Annotated in this window: 17 protein-coding genes; 11 read left to right on the top strand and 6 right to left on the bottom strand. The window is 42.4% G+C overall.

Annotation, left to right across the window (positions count from 1 at the left end; genetic code table 11):
* Positions 1-16 precede the first annotated feature (16 nt).
* The 3 genes from ECA1_RS09595 to ECA1_RS09585 are packed head-to-tail and all read left to right on the top strand — an operon-like array spanning position 17 to position 3,824.
* Positions 17-1,792, top strand: a complete 1,776-nt coding sequence (locus ECA1_RS09595; RefSeq protein WP_060792355.1) for a V-type ATP synthase subunit A — start codon at positions 17-19, stop codon at positions 1,790-1,792.
* Positions 1,792-3,180, top strand: a complete 1,389-nt coding sequence (locus ECA1_RS09590) for a V-type ATP synthase subunit B (protein ID WP_005237151.1) — start codon at positions 1,792-1,794, stop codon at positions 3,178-3,180. The genes ECA1_RS09595 and ECA1_RS09590 overlap by 1 nt, the downstream gene beginning before the upstream one ends.
* A complete protein-coding gene (locus tag ECA1_RS09585) occupies positions 3,180-3,824 on the top strand; it encodes a V-type ATP synthase subunit D (RefSeq protein WP_005229243.1) in 645 nt (214 codons plus the stop codon). The genes ECA1_RS09590 and ECA1_RS09585 overlap by 1 nt, the downstream gene beginning before the upstream one ends.
* Positions 3,825-3,898: 74 nt before the next feature.
* Here ECA1_RS09585 and ECA1_RS09580 read toward each other — a convergent pair whose 3' ends face one another.
* From ECA1_RS09580 to ECA1_RS09565, 4 genes are all read right to left on the bottom strand, one after another.
* The gene (locus ECA1_RS09580; protein WP_060792354.1) at positions 3,899-4,705 is read right to left on the bottom strand and encodes an ABC transporter ATP-binding protein; all 807 of its coding nucleotides are present in this window, start codon (positions 4,703-4,705) and stop codon (positions 3,899-3,901) included.
* Positions 4,705-5,625 (bottom strand): ABC transporter permease, encoded by a 921-nt coding sequence (locus ECA1_RS09575; protein ID WP_005229245.1) that lies wholly within the window; start codon positions 5,623-5,625, stop codon positions 4,705-4,707. The genes ECA1_RS09580 and ECA1_RS09575 overlap by 1 nt, the downstream gene beginning before the upstream one ends.
* 29 nt (positions 5,626-5,654) lie before the next feature.
* On the bottom strand, positions 5,655-6,632 hold the full coding sequence (locus ECA1_RS09570; protein WP_060792353.1) for an ABC transporter substrate-binding protein: 978 nt from the start codon (positions 6,630-6,632) through the stop codon (positions 5,655-5,657).
* 498 nt (positions 6,633-7,130) lie between these two features.
* On the bottom strand, positions 7,131-8,291 hold the full coding sequence (locus ECA1_RS09565) for a hydroxymethylglutaryl-CoA synthase (protein ID WP_060792352.1): 1,161 nt from the start codon (positions 8,289-8,291) through the stop codon (positions 7,131-7,133).
* Positions 8,292-8,483: 192 nt separating this feature from the next.
* On the opposite strand from ECA1_RS09565, the gene ECA1_RS17135 reads away from it, so the two are divergent.
* The 8 genes from ECA1_RS17135 (at position 8,484) to ECA1_RS09520 (ending at position 17,771) form a co-directional block, all read left to right on the top strand.
* Positions 8,484-10,958 (top strand): hydroxymethylglutaryl-CoA reductase, degradative, encoded by a 2,475-nt coding sequence (locus tag ECA1_RS17135; protein ID WP_081091731.1) that lies wholly within the window; start codon positions 8,484-8,486, stop codon positions 10,956-10,958.
* Between the two features lie 298 nt (positions 10,959-11,256).
* Positions 11,257-13,305 (top strand): BglG family transcription antiterminator, encoded by a 2,049-nt coding sequence (locus ECA1_RS09550; protein ID WP_060792351.1) that lies wholly within the window; start codon positions 11,257-11,259, stop codon positions 13,303-13,305.
* Between the two features lie 10 nt (positions 13,306-13,315).
* Positions 13,316-13,933 (top strand): bifunctional 4-hydroxy-2-oxoglutarate aldolase/2-dehydro-3-deoxy-phosphogluconate aldolase, encoded by a 618-nt coding sequence (locus ECA1_RS09545; RefSeq protein WP_060792350.1) that lies wholly within the window; start codon positions 13,316-13,318, stop codon positions 13,931-13,933.
* A gap of 12 nt (positions 13,934-13,945) precedes the next feature.
* Positions 13,946-14,404, top strand: a complete 459-nt coding sequence (locus ECA1_RS09540) for a PTS sugar transporter subunit IIA (RefSeq protein WP_005229265.1) — start codon at positions 13,946-13,948, stop codon at positions 14,402-14,404.
* A gap of 19 nt (positions 14,405-14,423) precedes the next feature.
* On the top strand, positions 14,424-14,702 hold the full coding sequence (locus ECA1_RS09535) for a PTS sugar transporter subunit IIB (protein ID WP_005229267.1): 279 nt from the start codon (positions 14,424-14,426) through the stop codon (positions 14,700-14,702).
* A gap of 21 nt (positions 14,703-14,723) precedes the next feature.
* Entirely contained in the window at positions 14,724-16,079 is a 1,356-nt protein-coding gene (locus ECA1_RS09530; protein ID WP_060792349.1) for a PTS galactitol transporter subunit IIC, read from the top strand.
* Positions 16,080-16,109: 30 nt separating this feature from the next.
* The gene (dgoD, locus tag ECA1_RS09525) at positions 16,110-17,258 is read left to right on the top strand and encodes a galactonate dehydratase (RefSeq protein ID WP_060792348.1); all 1,149 of its coding nucleotides are present in this window, start codon (positions 16,110-16,112) and stop codon (positions 17,256-17,258) included.
* Between the two features lie 66 nt (positions 17,259-17,324).
* On the top strand, positions 17,325-17,771 hold the full coding sequence (locus tag ECA1_RS09520) for a hypothetical protein (RefSeq protein ID WP_228084649.1): 447 nt from the start codon (positions 17,325-17,327) through the stop codon (positions 17,769-17,771).
* A 144-nt stretch (positions 17,772-17,915) separates the two neighbouring features.
* On the opposite strand, the gene ECA1_RS09515 is transcribed toward ECA1_RS09520, so the two are convergent.
* Together ECA1_RS09515 and ECA1_RS09510 are read right to left on the bottom strand one after the other, a co-directional pair.
* On the bottom strand, positions 17,916-18,635 hold the full coding sequence (locus tag ECA1_RS09515; protein ID WP_060792346.1) for a hypothetical protein: 720 nt from the start codon (positions 18,633-18,635) through the stop codon (positions 17,916-17,918).
* A gap of 115 nt (positions 18,636-18,750) precedes the next feature.
* Positions 18,751-19,032 carry a hypothetical protein gene (locus ECA1_RS09510; RefSeq protein ID WP_060792345.1) on the bottom strand — a complete coding sequence of 94 codons (282 nt, stop codon included), beginning with the start codon at positions 19,030-19,032 and terminating at the stop codon, positions 18,751-18,753.

Raw genomic sequence — 19,032 nt, 5'->3', positions numbered from 1 at the left:
GCTAGGAGGAATAAATGTGGCATTTGGCACAATTGAAAAAGTATCGGGACCACTGGTCACCGCCTCAGGATTAAGTGGCGCAAAAATCCACGAAATCTGCAAAGTCAGTGACAAGGGCCTTATCGGTGAGATCATTGAGATCAAAAAAGGGCTGGTTTCGATCCAAGTATACGAAGAAACAGCGGGAATCGGACCAGGCGAGCCCGTGGAAACGACAGGCGCACCATTGTCTGTCGAACTAGCACCAGGTTTGTTGACTCAGATGTTTGATGGGATCCAACGACCATTAGATACATTTATGTCGCAAACAGAGAGTGATTTTTTGGAGCGGGGGGTCACCATCGATCCACTGAATCGCCAAAAGAAATGGACCTTCGTCCCACAAGTACAAGTCGGCGATACTGTACAAGCCGGTGATATTTTAGGTTCAGTACAAGAAACGTCGGTGATCGAGCATAAGATCATGGTGCCACCAAACTATGAAGGAACCGTCAAAGAAATCATGGTGGGAAATTTTGCGATTACTGAAGTCATCTGTGTTCTAGAAACCATCGATGGGGAAAAATCCTTGACGATGGTACAGAAATGGCCGGTTCGTCAACCACGTCCCGTTACTGCTAAATTAAATCCAGGCGACCCGCTAGTCACTGGACAGCGAGTTATCGACACCTATTTTCCAGTGGCAAAAGGCGGCTCAGCTGCTGTTCCTGGACCTTTTGGTGCTGGAAAAACAGTCGTTCAGCATCAGATCGCTAAATGGTCAGATGTGGATATCGTGGTCTATGTCGGTTGCGGTGAGCGGGGCAACGAAATGCGGGATGTCATGAACGAATTTCCTGAGTTGATCGATCCGAATACCGGCAAGTCGATCATGGAACGTACGGTATTGATCGCCAATACGTCGAATATGCCAGTTGCTGCTCGGGAAGCCTCGATCTATACAGGAATCACGATCGCGGAATATTACCGTGACATGGGCTATAGTGTTGCCATCATGGCAGATTCAACTTCTCGTTGGGCAGAAGCGCTGCGGGAAATGAGTGGACGCTTGCAAGAGATCCCAGGAGATGAAGGCTATCCGGCTTACCTTGGAAGTCGAATTGCGGAATACTATGAGCGAGCAGGGCGTTTCCATTCATTAGGCACGCAGCCTCGGGAAGGAAGCATTACCGCAATTGGTGCGGTTTCACCTGCTGGTGGAGACATCTCAGAACCAGTCACACAAAATACCTTACGAATCGTGAAAGTCTTCTGGGCATTGGATAGCATGCTGGCGCAAAAACGTCATTTTCCCTCCATCAACTGGATGAATTCCTATTCCCTTTACGAAGATCAAATCAATTCTTATTTGGATCAATTATTAGGCGATCGCTGGTCGGAGCTAGTCAATGAATCAATGGCGATTCTCCAAGAGGAAAGCCGTTTAGAAGAAATCGTTCAGCTTGTAGGGATGGATTCTCTTTCCCAGAAAGACCGCTTGACGATGATGACTGCCCGTTCTTTAAGACAAGACTACTTGCAGCAAAACGCCTTTGATGACGTTGACACGTATACATCTCGTAATAAGCAGTTCAAAATGTTGGAGAATATTCTTTACTTTAATGAACAAGCCCAACGTGCACTGCAGCTAGGTGCTTACTTAGATGAGATCACCAAAGGAACGGTTGATCTGCGTGAGCGCATCGCCCGCAGCAAATACATTCCTGAAGAAGAATTGACCCGCTTGGATACGATCAAGCATGACATCAAAGAAATGTTACAACGAATCATTGAAACTGGAGGTGTTCATTGATGTTAAAAGAATATCGTACAGTTTCCGAAATCGCCGGCCCCTTAATGGTGGTCGAAAATGTTCGAGGCGTGAAATTCGACGAACTCGTTGAGGTCCGCATGGACACAGGCGAGATCCGTCAAGGACAAGTACTGGAAGTCAGTGATGACAATGCTGTTGTCCAAGTCTTTGAAGGTACCAGTAATTTGAGTGCAGAAGAAAGCAAAGCAAGGTTTCTAGGGACTGGTTTGACCCTAGGGGTTTCTCTAGATATGATGGGTCGGGTGTTTGACGGTTTAGGAAAACCAAAAGATAATGGCCCGAGAATCTTGCCAGAAAAACGCATCGATGTAAACGGTGAAGCCATCAATCCGATGGCGCGGGACTTCCCAGATGAATTTATCCAAACGGGGATCTCAACCATCGATCATTTAAATACATTAGTTCGTGGACAAAAACTACCAATCTTTTCTGCGTCTGGTTTGCCTCATAAAGAGATCGCTGCTCAAATCGCACGACAAGCAACAGTACCTAGCCAAGAAGGCAATTTCGCGATCGTCTTCGCAGCAATTGGGATCCCTTTTGAAGAAGCTGAATTTTTCGTGGATGAATTCCGCAAAACCGGTGCGTTAGATCGTTCTGTTTTATTTATGAACCTTGCCAATGATCCAGCAATCGAACGGATCGCTACCCCTAAGATGGCATTGACCGCAGCAGAATATTTGGCTTTTGAAAAAGGCATGCACGTCTTAGTGATCATGACCGATATGACGAACTATTGCGAGGCATTGCGAGAAATCTCCGCTGCCCGCCGAGAAGTTCCAGGACGTCGCGGCTATCCAGGGTATCTATACACCAATTTAGCGACGCTGTATGAACGGGCAGGACGTTTGATGGGCAAAGAAGGCTCGGTCACACAGATTCCAATTTTAACGATGCCAGATGGCGATAAAACCCACCCGATTCCTGATTTGACCGGCTATATTACGGAAGGACAAATCATTTTGTCGCGGGACCTTTACAAGCGCAATATCAACCCGCCAGTGGATATTTTACCAAGTCTTTCGCGGTTGAAGGACAAAGGAACGGGAGAAGGTAAGACCCGTGCCGATCATGCGGCAACGATGAATCAAATCTATGCCGCCTATTCTGATGGGAAAGCTGCCAAAGAGCTATCGATCGTTTTAGGGGAGTCTGCCTTATCTGACCTTGATAAAAAGTACGCGCGCTTTGCTGATCTTTTCGAAAAAGAGTACGTCAATCAAGGATTTGAAACCAATCGGACGATTGAAGAAACGTTAGATTTAGGCTGGAAGCTATTAGCTACCTTGCCAAAACAAGAGTTGAGCCGTATCAAAGAAGAATTTATCGACGCCTATTACCCAACGGACGAGGATGTGAGTTCTTAATGGCGATCTTAAATGTCAATCCGACGCGGATGGAACTAAGTCGTTTGAAAAAACGGCTGACGACGGCAACCCGTGGTCACAAATTATTGAAAGACAAGCAAGATGAGCTGGTGCGCCAGTTCATTCAGCTAGTAAAGAAAAATCAGGAACTTCGTAAAAAGATGGAGACCGCATTGCAAGCAGGAATGGAAGAGTATGTGCTAGCTTCTAGTAGTATTCCCGATGTCGTTTTGCAAGAAGCCTTTATGATCCCTTTGAATAAAGTGACCTTAGATGTGCAAAGCCGAACCATCATGAATATGGATGTGCCAGTGTTGAACCCTGTTTACGAAGAAGAAAGCTCGGATGATGATTTTTCCTACGGTTTTGTGAGTACCACCAGTGAGCTGGATCTCTCGTTGTCCCATCTGGATCAAATGCTGCCAGTGATGCTGCAGTTGGCCGAGATCGAGAAAACCTGTCAACTGATGGCCAATGAGATCGAACGGACGAGGCGAAGAGTCAATGCGTTAGAGTATATGACGATTCCCAAGCTGACAGAAACCATTCAATACATCGAAAGCAATCTGGCAGAAGACGAACGAGCAACATTGACTCGCTTGATGAAGGTAACGGACATCATTGCAGAAAACGAAGCGAAGTAAGGCTTTTGCAAGCAGTGTGATTACAGCAAAAGGCACGTAGAAAGGAGATTCTTTCTACGTGCCTTTTTTGCTTGTTAAGAGCGTAAGAGCAGTTGGTCATCTTTCAACTCAGCACCACTATTTTGATGGAACATTTCCATCAATTCAGGGACCGTCAAATGCTGCTTTTGCTCACCGGCAATGTCTACGACGATCTTGCCTTGATGAAGCATGATCAGGCGATTGCCATAACGAATGGCATCTTCCATGTCATGAGTGACCATGAAAGCCGTCAACTGTTGGGACCGAATCAACTGATCGGTCAATGCCATGACCGTCAATGAGGTCTTAGGATCAAGGGCCGCGGTATGTTCATCTAATAAAATCAATTTAGGCTGCTGCAACGTCGCCATCAAGAGGGTGATAGCTTGCCGCTGTCCGCCTGATAGCAAACCGATCTCAGCAGAAAGGCGATTTTCTAAGCCTAAGTTTAAGCTGGCTAACTTTTCTTGGAAAAACGCGCGGTTTTTCGCTTTGACGCCTGTCGCAACTCCGCGGACTTGGCCGCGTTTGTAAGCCAATGCTAAATTTTCTTCGACGGTCAAACGAACCGCGGTCCCCATACGTGGATCTTGAAAGACTCGACTAATATCTTTTGACCGTTTGGTCACGGATAAACGGGTAATGTCTTTCCCATCTAAGGTGATTTTTCCTTGTTCTGTTGGGATCGTTCCTGCGATACTGTTTAAGAGGGTCGATTTTCCAGCACCATTCCCACCGATGATCGTAATAAAATCACCGGCATTCATCGTCAGGTCAATGCCTCGCAAGACATGGTTTTCATTGATCGTTCCTTTTTCGAAGGTTTGGTGTAGATTCTCGATTGTTAAGACTGAAGTCATTAGGATTGGCCTCCTTTGGTTTTTGGCAGCATCTTTTTAAGTCCTAGTTTTGAACGAAGCTGCGGTAAGGAGAGGCAGATGACTAAGACGATTGCAGATGCCAATTTGATATCGTTGGCCTCGACATTGAATTCGAATACGACGGCCAAGATAAAGCGATAAACGATTGCCCCGATCACGATGGTGATCAATCGCAAAAGCAAAGATTTATTGGCAAATAAAACTTCTGCAATAATGATCGATGCTAAACCGATCACGATCGTACCGATCCCTGAGTTCAAATCAGCGAAGCCATTGTTTTGGGCTAAGAGGGCACCAGAGAGGGCGATACAGCCGTTAGAGATCATATAGCCGATAATCTTCATGTTATCAGTGTTGATGCCGTTGGCCTCGCTCATAGCTAAATTGTCGCCCGTCGCTCGCAACGCTAAGCCGATCTCTGTACGGAAAAAGAGGAACAAGCACAAAATGACGATTGCCGCGAAGAGAAAGCCTGCAAGAATCACGGCATTGTTTTTGGTCAGTCCCATGGCTTGAAATTGGGTGAAGACCGTGTCTTGTCCCAGCAAGGCGATGTTGGGAGCACCCATCACACGATTTGTGATGGAATACAGTCCAGTCATCGTGATGATCCCCGCCAATAAGGCAGGGATTTTTAGTTTTGTGTGGAGCAGACCAGATACTAAGCCGGCTACCATGCCGCCGCCAAAGCCCATCAGACTCGCTAAAATAGGCGAGAGACCATTCGTAATACTGATTGCTGCGATCCCAGCGCCTAAGGGGAAACTCCCTTCTGCAGTTAAATCAGCGATATCTAAAATACGGAAGGTTAAAAATACACCAATCGCCAGCAATGCCCAAAGGATCCCTTGAGAGGTGGCAGATTGTAGTAAGAGCAAGAATGTGTCGACTAAATTCATATGATTTCCTCAAATCTAAGTTAGTATGGTTATTCTGGTGCAGTGATGCTGGCAGGATCAATCCCTAAAGCAGCAGCCATCTCTTCATTGACGACTAACTCTAAATTATCCGCTGTTTCAACGGGCGTCGTTGCTGGCTCTGCATCGCCATCCAAAATTTTCGCTGCTAGTTTCCCTGTTTGAATGCCAAGGGATTTATAATCAATACCGTAAGTTGCTAGGGCACCATCATCGACTTGTTCTACGGAACCAGCGACGATCGGTGTTTTGGTTTCTTTGGCGACTTCGCCGACGATTGCAGCAGCAGAGGCAAAGGTATTATCTGTTGGGACATAAATGCCGTCAACATCTTTTGCAAGGCTGGTGGTTACTTGTTGCACATCATTGGTTGTATTGGCGGTCAATACTTTTACATCAACGCCCGCAGCTTTTAAGGCTTCTTCTGCCAAGTCAGCTTGGATTTTTGAATTGGCTTCACCTGCGTTATACATAATGCCGATCGTTTTGGCATCAGGCACGATGCTTAACAGCAAGTTGATCTGTTGCTCAATCGGTACCATGTCTGAAGTACCGGTGATGTTGCGACCAGGTTCTTCATTTGAATCGGCCAATTTCGCTCCAACTAAGTCAGTGACTGCGGTAACTACGATTGGGGTATCGGTCGTTTCATTTGCTAAAGATACAGCAGCAGGGGTGGCAATGCCTAATAAAAGATCTGGTGAGGCATTCACTAGGCGTTCGCTCATACTTTTTAAATTGTCTTGACTGTTTTGCGCATTTTGGTATTCGATCGTTAGGTTTTCACCTTCCGTGTAGCCCGCTTCTGCTAAGCCTTCTTTGAATCCTTCGTAGGCTGCATTCAAGGAGCCGTGTTCCACGAGTTGTAAAACACCGACTGTTTTTGTTCCATCGTTTTCCTCCGAAGCATTGTTTGATTCGCCACAAGCTGCTAATGCCAGCAAGGAAGCCGTAAGTAACCCAGTTGTGATCCATTTTTTCATTTTCATTGTAACTCCTCCTATAAACGTTTCTTTTTTAATTGGGGTTTACCTGAACAAAAAAATCCATTCAGACAATCGTCTAAATGGATTCGATCCTATACCAAGCGTAAACGTATATTGGCAACCATTTAGAAGATTTTCTACATGGCTGCAAGTTCAAGTTAAAATGCTTTAGCCATCATAGATACAAACAAAACTCGTTTTTGGTTTGCATCCATAATGTGATATGAATACAAACTATCTAAAGTAGCTAAAGTAAAAGGTATTCAGTTGTGGGGATACGGTCGTGTTTAACATAAAAAGTTCCTCCAAACTTGAATTGATTTTAGTATAGACAAAAAAAAGCGGACTGTCAAATGTTTTTCCTGAATTATCTGAAAATTTTTGAATAACACGCAGAAAATGTTTGGAAAACAACTTTTGTTTCAATTATTTTCAAAGAAAGAAAAAAACTTTGTTCCTTCAAGCTTTTTAGCTAAAAAAGAAGCAAAGTTTTTTTCAGGGTCATTCGTTTTCTTCTTTATAATAACGAATGGTATTTTTGATTTCACGAATACTATAAAGCAGATCATCTTCGAAGGATTGATCTTGATCGATATCGATCGTCTCGTTGAACATCGCTTCGTATTCAGGGATCGTTAGCTTTTGACGGTCATCGAGCAACGCTTGGTGTGCCGCTTGCGCCAACTGTTTTTCATAGCCAGGTACCAACAAGCCGCTGAAAAATTCAGCAACCGCTCCTGATCCGTAGCTAAATAATCCGATTCGATCATTTGCTTGCAGGCTAGAGGAATTTTCCAATAAAGAGATCAAGCCCAGATACAGTGAACCAGTATACAAGTTGCCGGTACGACGGCTGTAAACGATCGATTCTTCATAGCGGGCCATCAGGCGTTTTTGTTCTGTTTCTTCTTCTTCGGCAAAAACAGCCAACAAGGCTTTTTTACCCATTTTTGTATAAGGGATATGGAAGCTCAAAGCCGCATAATCTTTTGCTGTCCGCTGATTTTTTTCGCAATGGGCTTGCCAAACTTGTTTGAAAGAATCGATATAAACGGCATTTGACAAATGACCATCTACCATTGGATATTGATGTCCTACTGGACGCCAAAAATCATAAATATCTTGCGTCAACATCAAATTATCATTTTCAAGCTGCAAAATTGCTGGATCCGCCGAGATCAACATAGCAACAGCTCCCACACCTTGAGTCGGCTCGCCACCAGAAGCTAAGCCATAACGGGCGATATCTGAAGCCACGACCAAAACTTTGCTTTGTGGATTGGCTTGTACATGGGCTTTGGCAAATTGTAAGCCCGCCGTTGCGCCGTAACACGCCTCTTTGATTTCAAAGGACCGTGCAAATGGCTGGATACCTAATAGGCGATGCAAAACCACTGCCGAAGCTTTTGATTCATCGATGCCAGATTCTGTTCCGACGATCACCATATCAATTGCTTGTAAATCTTCTTTCGTAAGGATATCTTTTGCCGCGTGCATGGCAAAGGTGACGATATCTTGTGTTTTTTTATTGACCGCCATTTGATCTTGACCGATCCCGATCGTAAATTTATTCGGGTCTACCTCTCGGGCGTGAGCTAGATCAACCATATCTATAAAATAGGGGGGGACAAAGAAATTTATTTTATCAATACCAACGTTCATTCCGTCGCTCCTTTATGTTCTACATACTTAGTAGGCTACACGTTCTAAGGTATCATATTTTTTGAAAAAAATGAAAAAGAATTGATTAGAATTTAAACTTTATTAAAGAAAGTAGAAAAGGGTGCGACAACCGAATGTGGGGTATTCTTTTTTGGAGGATTTAATGATATATTTCAAGAGGAGGTGACGTACGTGGAAGAAGTTGTCATTATCGACGCACTAAGAACGCCAATTGGCAAATACCATGGGTCATTAAAAGAATATTCAGCAGTAGAATTAGGAACAGTTGCTGCAAAAGCCTTGTTGGCAAGAAACCAACAAGCAAAAGAACATATCGCACAAGTGATTATCGGAAATGTGCTACAAGCAGGCAGTGGTCAAAATCCAGGACGCCAAGTTTCCTTGCAAAGTGGGCTTTCCTCAGATATTCCAGCCTCAACGATCAACGAAGTATGTGGTTCGGGAATGAAAGCGATTCTAATGGGGATGGAGCAAATTCAATTGAACAAGGCATCCGTCGTATTGACTGGTGGGATTGAAAGTATGACGAATGCGCCGCTCTTTAGTTATTATAACAAGGCGGAAGATCAGTATTCAGCTCCGGTGTCAACAATGATGCATGACGGATTAACAGATGCATTCAGTAGCAAGCCAATGGGACTGACGGCTGAGACGGTAGCAGAAAGATACGGGATCACTCGCAAAGAGCAAGATGAGTTTGCCTACCACTCACAAATGAAAGCTGCCAAAGCGCAAGCAGCAAAGAAATTTGATCAAGAGATCGTGCCGTTGACTGAAAAATCAGGAACCGTTTTACAGGACGAAGGCATTCGCGCCGCTACGACAGTCGAAAAATTAGCTGAATTAAAAACAGTTTTCAAAAAAGACGGTACGGTGACTGCTGGGAACGCCTCAACCATCAATGATGGGGCGGCCATGGTCTTGATCGCGTCAAAAAGCTATTGTGAAGAGCATCAGATTCCTTATCTGGCAGTGATCAAAGAGATCGTCGAAGTTGGCTTTGCCCCAGAGATCATGGGAATCTCACCGATCAAAGCAATCGATACGTTACTGAAAAAGCAAGCACTGACGATTGAAGATATCGGTATTTTTGAGATCAATGAAGCCTTTGCAGCTTCTTCGATCGTAGTAGAACGTGAACTTGGTTTGGATCCGAAGAAAGTCAACCGTTACGGCGGGGGCATTTCACTGGGACATGCCATTGGAGCGACCGGCGCTCGGATCGCAACGACCGTCGCTTATCAGCTAAAAGACACCCAAGAGCGCTACGGAATCGCCTCTTTGTGTGTCGGCGGCGGATTAGGGCTAGCGATGCTGTTAGAAAATCCTTCGGCGACAGCAAGTCAAACGAATTTTGATGAAGAGTCGGCATCACAAAAAACAGAAAAAAAAAAGTTCTACGCCCTCGCGCCTAATGAACGATTAGCCTTTCTTGAAGCACAAGGAGCGATCACAGCAGCAGAATCCTTGGTTTTTCAAGAAATGACACTAAACAAGGAAACTGCTAATCACTTGATCGAAAACCAAATCAGTGAAGTAGAGATCCCGTTAGGCGTAGGGCTGAACCTGCAAGTGAATGGCAAAGCATACAATGTCCCGTTAGCCACAGAAGAACCCTCGGTGATCGCAGCGATGAGCAATGGAGCAAAAATGGCTGGGCCCATTACGACGACCAGTCAAGAACGTTTGCTTCGAGGCCAGATCGTCTTTATGGATGTTCAGGATCCGGAAGCGATTTTGGCAAAAGTTGAATCCGAGCAAGCAACGATCTTTGCAGTGGCGAATGAGACGTATCCTTCCATCGTGAAACGCGGCGGTGGATTGCGAAGAGTGATCGGTCGGAACTTCTCGCCAGCAGAATCTGACTTAGCAACCGCTTATGTGTCGATCGATTTAATGGTTGATGTCAAAGATGCGATGGGCGCCAATATCATCAATTCGATTTTAGAAGGAGTGGCAGAGCTTTTTCGCAAATGGTTCCCAGAAGTAGAAATTCTCTTTAGTATTTTAAGCAATCTCGCTACGGAATCGTTAGTAACAGCCACTTGCTCGGTGCCTTTTGACAAATTGAGCAAGAACGGGAATGGCAGACAAGTTGCCGAAAAAATTGTTCATGCAGCTGATTTTGCCAAGATCGATCCATATCGTGCCGCTACCCATAACAAAGGGATCATGAATGGCGTTGAAGCGCTGATTTTGGCTACCGGAAACGACACTCGCGCCGTTTCTGCCGCTTGTCATGGCTATGCTGCCCGTAATGGCCGCATGCAAGGGTTGACTTCCTGGGCAATCGTAGAAGACCGTTTGATTGGTAGTATCACACTGCCGTTGGCGATCGCCACAGTCGGGGGTGCCACAAAAGTATTGCCAAAAGCCCAAGCGGCGTTGGCATTGACTGGTGTTGAAACGGCGAGTGAGTTAGCTTCGCTGGCGGCAAGTGTCGGGTTGGTTCAGAATCTGGCAGCGTTGCGGGCATTGGTTTCAGAAGGTATCCAGCAAGGCCATATGAGCATGCAAGCTCGTTCATTAGCTATTTCAGTTGGGGCAAAAGGAACCGAGATTGAACAGCTGGCAGCTAAGCTACGAGCTGCGACTCAAATGAACCAAGAGCAAGCCCGTAAATTTTTAACCGAAATACGCAATTAAAAAAGGTTCTCTAGTTTTTAAAACTTTTTATCCTAAACAATAAATGGAAAGGTCGAATCCCCTTATTAAAGGGAGTTCGTCCTTTTTTTGTTTTGGAGATAATAATGCAATAGATAAAAAATCTTGCTGTACTTTTGCTGATAGAGGACTTTTTTTATTTGTCGGTTCCAAGCAGCGATTTATCAAACATAGTTTTACTAGGACAAAAAGAAAAAACAACTATGACAAAAAACGCTTTCAATTATACATCTTTTTACGAAGAATCAAAGCTATAATGATTTCATCAGGAGGGAATCAAATGAATGAACGGATCCGAAGAATTCTCACACGATTGGTAAAAAAACCCGAGACAAAGATGGCAGAGTTAACCACATCACTTTCTTTAACAAGAAGACAGATTAATTATTCCATTAAGCAATTTAATGAGGAGTTACTTGAAAACGGTTTGCCTCAAATCAGGCGTAACCATATGGGAGATTTTATTATTCCTTTAGAAGTGTTACGAATGATTTCTCTTGAACAAAATAAAGAAGATTCTTCTGCCATGGTTACTATTTTCTCTGAATATGAGCGGATTGCCATCATGTTAAGTTATTTATGTACTAATACCGATTACATTGGTATGGATCATTTTACACAGCTCTTATCGGTAAGTCGCAATACGATTCAAGAAGATTTAAAGAAAGCGAAGCAGTTTGTTAGCAAATACGCCCTGTCCATTCACTATGATCGTCAAAGCGGTTATCAACTGCAAGGATTGGAAAGGAGAATCTTACAACTGCTCTCTGATTTAATTAAGCAGCATTCATTATTTCGTCTTGATGATATTAAAGGAAAATTGGCACCGACTATTCCCGAAGAAGAGGTTGTTCATTTGATACACAACATGGAGCAATTGCTTCATTTAAGGTACTCAGATGAATCTGTTGATTATCTGCAATCAGCTGTAAGAATGACCTTGCAACGTGCAACTTCACCGATTGCTTCAAAAGATGAAATGGTACAAATAGAGATTCGAAAAACTCCAGAATATAAAGTTCTGACTATTTTGCTTCAAGATACACCTTGGTCCAGCATGTCTCCTAACTATCTTTCTTGGCTAGCTCTGCTATTTTTAACATCTAATATTTTTGAACGTAAGACGACTCAAGTATTTGATTCAGATAGTGAATTAAGATGTTTGATCAGTGAAATGGTTACAAGTTTTCAAAACCAAACACTAATTATGATTGAAGATAGAGAGGCATTTGAACGTCGGATTTTGGGCCATCTGCGTCCAGCGTGTTTTCGTATAAAATACAATTTGAGCTTGGGCATGTACTCCCTTGATAGCTTAGTTCAAGATAGCAACCATGCAATTTTGAAGGATCTTATGAAGGAGCTGATTGTTCCCACAGAAAACTGGTTAGGCCGAGCGTTTCCAAATGATGAGTTGGCACTTCTATCTTATTACTTTGGTTTTCAATTAATGAGTCCTCGTCAAATAGCAGCGCAATTACCAAGGGCAGTAGTTGTCTGTGCAAATGGGGTTATGGTTTCAAAACTGATGCGAGAAAATTTAAAAAAACTATTTCCCGAGTTACATTTTTTAGCTTCATTTTCAGTAAGAGATTTTTATAAATTTGGAACGGATTATGACTTGGTTTTTACAACTACTGCATTAAACAGTGAATTACCGCAATTTATTATTGATCCTATCATGACTTATAAGCAGCAGATCAGTTTGCGATACCGTGTGTTAAAAGAGTTAGGATTAAATGAAGTAGACCGCTCAGTTGATGAGTTGTTTTCGGTGATTCGCACATATGCTCAAGTAAATGATACGAAGCAACTAAGGGAAGAGTTAGAGTACTTTTTATTGAAGCAAAAGCAAGATTCACCTTTAGAAAATTTTAAAGCGTTACCATCATTGACTGATTATTTAAAACCCGATTTTATAAGAAGAACGTCAGAGAAGCTAACTTGGCAACAAGCAGTGAAATTTGCTTGCCATCCTTTGTTAGAAAATCAGATGATTACAGAGCTGTTTATTCAAGATTGTTTGGATCAAATCGAAGAACAAGGATACGCTGGGTATTTAGGGAGTCAAACGTGTATCCCGCATACAGCACCACAAAATGGCGTGTTAAAAGATGGGATAAGTCTATTGATTGCTGCTGAGCCAATCGCTTTTCCAAACGGTAAAAAAATCCATTTTATTTATCCATTATCGTTTTATGATTTGACGAAACATTTGAAAGCTGTGAATCAGTTAGCAGATATTAGTAATGATTCTACGTTTTTAAATCGTTTGAAGGAAAGCTCAGATACGAAAACAGCTTATCAGCTAATTAGACAAGTGACTTAGGAGGAAAACGATGAAAGTAGAAGATTACCCACGCTTTACAATTATTATGAGGGGTTACACATATGAACAAGCTTATGCAGTTTTAACGGCAATGAGTGGGCTTGAGAAAGAGTTTGCAGTTGAAATCACATTAAATACTTTAGGGGCTCTAGAACATATCAACAAGTTAAGCAAATTATTTGGTGAAACTATTCTCATTGGGGCAGGAACAGTAAGAACGTTACCTGACGCCCAAAAAGCCGTCGCAGCTGGGGCTCGTTTTTTATTAGGTCCCCATCGTTTTACGAAGCAAATAATGGATTTTGCAAGGAAAGAGCAAGTGCTCTCAGTACCGGCGGCAATGAGCCCTTCTGAGATCAATGAGATGTTTACAGATGGAGCGGATATCGTTAAAGTTTTCCCCGCTGCAGTTGTGACACCACGCTTTTTCACAGATGTGCAAGCTCCATTGGGCAAGCTACCTTTGATGGGTGTTGGTGGAATTTCGATTTCTAACGCCAAGGAATATTTTGACCATGGAGCGAGTTATCTTGGTTTAGGTTCCAATCTTTTTCAATCGCAAGACTTGCAAGCTGCTGACCCAGCAAAACTAGCGCTATCACTACAGAAATTAGCGACAGAGATTTAAGGAGGAAAACAAATGGAATTGCAACTGAACGAAGAACTAGTATTTCGAAATATAAAAGCAGGCAGTGATAAAGAAGTCCTTGCTTTTTTAGCGAATGAACTATACCAACGAGGCTATGTCAAAGAAGATTATATCGAAGCAATACAGTTACGCGAGTCCGAATATCCAACCGGTTTACCTTCGACACAGCCCGGCGTAGCAATTCCTCATGCAAATTTTGATTTGGTCAATCAAACAACTTTGGCGATTGCAACCTTAGAAACAGCTGTAGGGTTTCGCAATATGGAAGATAATCAAGTCATTTTACCTACTAAAATCGTTATCATGATGGCCATCGGTGAACCGCACGGACAAGTGGAGATGTTACAAAAGATTGTCAGTATTATTCAAGATGAGCCACTTCGTGAACAAATGACGGCGGCGAATTCGGATCTAAAATTGCTAACATTATTAAAAAAGGCGATAGCCTAAAAAATAGGAGGAAATGAAAATGAAAAGAATTTTAATTGCTTGTGGGAATGGGATTGCGACTTCAACCGTAGTAGCATCAAAAGTGAAGGATTATCTGAATGAACATGGAGTTGAGGCTTCCACAACCCAAACCAAACTGATGGAAGTACCTAGTAAAGTTCAAGACTATGACTTGTTAGTGACAACTGGTCAATTTGAAGGTCAGACTGGTGAAGTTCCTGTGGTAAAGGGAATGCCTATTTTAACGGGAATTGGTTCTGAACAAACTATGGAAGAAATTTTGAATTATTTAAAATAAAAAATTTAAGGAGAAAAAAGAATGAATTATGTAATGAATGTATTCAATTTCTTTATTGACGCTGGTCCTACAGTGATGCTTCCTGTCATTATTACAATTATCGGCATGATTTTCGGTTTGAAAATCTCAAGAGCATTTAAGTCTGGGCTAACACTAGGAATCGGATTTGCAGGGATTCGTCTGATTCTGGATTTTATGACAACCAATGTCGGACCAGCAGCCCGTGCAATGGTAGAGCGGACCGGCGTACAGCTGGATGCCTTGGACGTAGGATGGGGCTCAATCGCGGCGGTTACTTGGGCATCTCCAATTATTGCACTGCTTATATTTGCTATATTGATCGTTAATATCATCTTGTTGGTTCTCAAAAGAACTCAAACGTTGGATGTTGATATTTGGAATTATCATCATATGGCTATTGTTGGTGTAATGGTTTATTTTGTGACTAAGAACGTAGCGTTAGGTGTGGGCGCATCAGTTGTAATGGCAATTGTCACATTTAAAATGTCTGATTGGTCACAGCCTTTGGTTGAAGATTTTTTTGGAATTCCAGGGGTTTCATTACCCACGGTTTCAGCCTTATCTTCTTTAGTAATTGCATGGCCGTTAAACTGGCTTTTAGACCGCATTCCTCTTTTTCGAAATTCCAAGTTTACCATTAAGGATGCACAAAAATATTTGGGCTTCTTTGGGGACTCTATGATTATGGGTGGTGTCATAGGTATCGCAATCGGCTTTTTAGCTGGCTATGATATCACTCAGATTCTTCAATTAGGGGTTAGTATGTCTGCTGTCCTTGTTCTGATACCAAAAATGACCTCTCTTTTTATGGAAGGATTAATGCCTATTTCAGACGCAGCGCAAAAATGGTCTCAAAAGAAATTTAAAGGTCGCCGTTTATTTATTGGACTAGATGCAGCGGTTGTTGTGGGCAATCCAGATGTTATAACAACTGCACTGATTATTATTCCTTTAACAATTGCTATGGCTTTGGTCTTACCCGGAAATCGTGTGTTACCATTTGCCGATTTAGCTGTAGTTCCATTTCGAGTAGCAATGGTTGTTGCATTGACTAGAGGAAACTTGCTGAAAAACATTATTATCGGTTTAGTTGTCACAGCCTCTTTGCTTTGGTGTGGAACAGTCACTTCACCTATTCTAACCGAAATAGCCAAACAGGTAGGGATTGATCTTGGGTCCAGTGCCATGCTTATTTCTTCTTTTGCAGCAACTTCAATGATTCAAAGTTACCTGGTTTTCATTGCATTCACCTATGAACCGATGATTGGTATTCCAGTTCTTCTTCTAGGATTTGGCGGTGTATGGTATTTCTTTGAAGGAATCAAAAAAATTAATCGTGAAGCAGCAATTGAATAAAATATTGTCGAAAAAGAGGAGTAGATTGTTTTGAAAATTTCTAAAATTACAGTATATAAAGTAAAACCCCGCTGGATTTTTGTAAAATTGTCAACAGATGAAGGAATCGATGGCTGGGGAGAGATGATTTCTGGAACAAAAACCGAAACAGTTGTTGCAGGAGCTTATGAGGTAGGGGAAAGATTTCTGTTAGGACAAAACCCGTTTGAGATTGAGCGATTGTTCCAAGAAATGCACCGATCTTTCTTTCGTGGCGGTCCCATACATGGAACAATCGTTTCTGGTCTAGAGATGGCTTTGTGGGATATTAAAGGAAAAGCATTGAATGTTCCTATCTACGAACTATTAGGCGGTGCTGCTCGTGACAGAATCAAAGTATATTCTTGGATCGGCGGTGATCGTCCGGATGATGTCGCAGAGCAAGCACAAGATCGTGTTGACCGTGGGTTTACTGCAGTTAAAATGAACGCAACAGAGGAACTGCACTATATTGACTCTTATGTAAAGATAGAGGAAGTGGTGGAACGTGTCGCTTCGATTAGGGAACGCTTTGGTAATAAATTGGATATTGGAATTGATTTTCATGGGAGAGTCCACAAGCCGATGGCAAAAGTTTTAGCGAAGGCATTAGAACCTTATCATCCAATGTTTTTAGAAGAAGTTGTTCTTCCTGAGAATGAGGAACATTTTAAAGAAGTTGCCCAGCTTGTGGCAACGCCTTTAGCCACTGGTGAGAGACTGTATACTCGCTGGCAGTTTAAAACACTTTTTCAGCAAGGAGCAATAGATGTGATCCAGCCTGATGTGGCATTATGTGGAGGGATCATGGAAATGCGAAAAATAGCTGCCATGGCTGAAGCTTATGACGTGGCTGTTGCCCCGCACGCACCATATGGTCCCGTTGCTTTAGCAGCAACACTGCAAGTTGATTCTTGTACCCCAAATGTTTTTATTCAAGAGCAAAGCTTAGGAATCCATTACAATAAAGGCTTTGATCTGTTAGATTTTGTGAAAAACAAAGAAGTATTTCAGTATAAGGATGGCTATGTAGAATTACCAAGTAAGCCCGGTTTAGGGTTGGAGATGGATGAAGATAGAGTTAGAGATATTTCACAAGAAGGGTTGGTTTGGACCAATCCTAAATGGAAGAACTATGATGGCACTATTGCAGAATGGTAGTCTGAAAGGAAGTTATTCATGGCGGAAGCAATTATGATCAACTTATTTTTACTCGTTCTGTTAGTGATGCAACTCAAAGAGCAGCGCAAAATTCTTTTGCAGGCAAAAGCGAGCTCTATAAAAAAGGCAACTGCTTTCATTCTGTCTGCGCTTCTTTTCGTCATTTTTTGGCCAGATCAGTTGAGTGACCAGTTGAAATTGTTTGCACTGATCGGCTTAGTCTGTTTAGTTGGTTTTTCAAAAGAAGGCTTAGGAGCAGATCAGCTGATCAAACTGGGTGTTTTAAAAGGTGAATATGATCAATATACCGCAATAGAGATTGAACAAACAGTAAATAATCAAACTTTTGTAACCTTTTATAAAAGCAAAAATAGCCGCTTCTCGCTTTTATTTTCAGAGGCACCGCAAATCTTGGCAGAGTACTTCAGTTTATTGAAGAAGGAAGAGAAGCTAGTGTTTAAGGAAGAAGGATTGACGCAAAAGAAGCAAAGGAATACTAAAGTATCCCATTAATTTCGTTTGTGGAGAAGGACAAATTTAATAAATTGTGGTAATCCTTACTGATTTTAAGCAAAGAGTAAAAATCAATCAGCTATATTTTTATTCACATCGTCGGGTTATAAAAAAACTGGGAGAATGAACCATTCTCCCAGTTTTTTATCGTTTCGAAATCGCCGTGTGGGCATACGCCTCGATCAATGGAATGACTTCTAATTTTACTTTGTATTTGCGTTCTAGCGCAGTTTCAATGGTAAAAGTATCACTTTCTGTTTCAGAAATCGTTGCTAGAACACGATCTTCTTTCGGGGAAGCTTCGATCACGATCGTTTCTCCTGAAGATTGTTTGGCAGAAAATTTAGGGAATGCTGCGATTTTTTCAGCAAATGCTGAAAAAGTCATTGTTTCATCAGCAGTATCAGCCATTGTTTCAGTTGCTTTTTCTACTTCTTTAGTTGATGCAGAGGTAGTCGGTGCAGCCGCTTCAGCTGGTGCTGATTCTTCCTTCACTTTCGCTGGTTCTTTTGCAGGAGCGGGTGCCGTACTTTCTTGCGGATTGGTCGGCAACCAGTAAGCAGCGATCTCATCGACTAAGTTATCGCTGAAACGATCAAGCAAACCAGCTTCTAAGCGTTGGATTCGTTTCACGACGATCTTGAAGTTCTCATCTAAAGGAACAGCGATTTTTTGTTCTTTTGGCGTTTCCTTCAACAATTCAATCAATAATTCCTCTTGGTTTTTAGGATTGATATACACAGTCGTCGGAAGGTCAAACTTATCTGCTGTTTTGCGCTCGATCGCTGTAAACAACTGTTGTCGAGCTGTTTCATAAGACGGGCGGAATTGTTGTTTCAATTTTGCTAATTGTTTCTTTTTCATAATCTTCTCCTCTCGATCACTATCGATTATAAGGAAAATTTGCAGAAAAGAACAGTGATTCTCATGAAAAAATACAAAAAAATTTATATACTTCCTGAAAAAAACACCAACGCTGCTAAAAAAGCGGCGCTGGTGTTTCTACTAGATCATTGATTTGATGGTACTTGGGCATCAGGACCAAAAGGTCATTTTCTCCAGTGGCGACTAAGTAGTTTTCCCAAAGAAAAAAGCGTGGTTCCCCAATAAGTTTCTCGGTCAGCATCTGCTGATAGTCGCTGGTCGTCCATTGACGTGCTGGAAAGTGTTGGACTTTGTCTGGCCAAACGAGAAAAACAAAATCAGCATGTAAGGCTTTTTGAACAGCAGGGGAGAGATGATTCAAATCAGTTTTTTTCAT

This window comes from Enterococcus casseliflavus NBRC 100478 (assembly GCF_001544095.1).
GTDB lineage: Bacteria > Bacillota > Bacilli > Lactobacillales > Enterococcaceae > Enterococcus_D > Enterococcus_D casseliflavus.
Note: the sequence above shows the minus strand (reverse complement) of the source record. Positions and strands in the feature narration are given on the sequence as shown.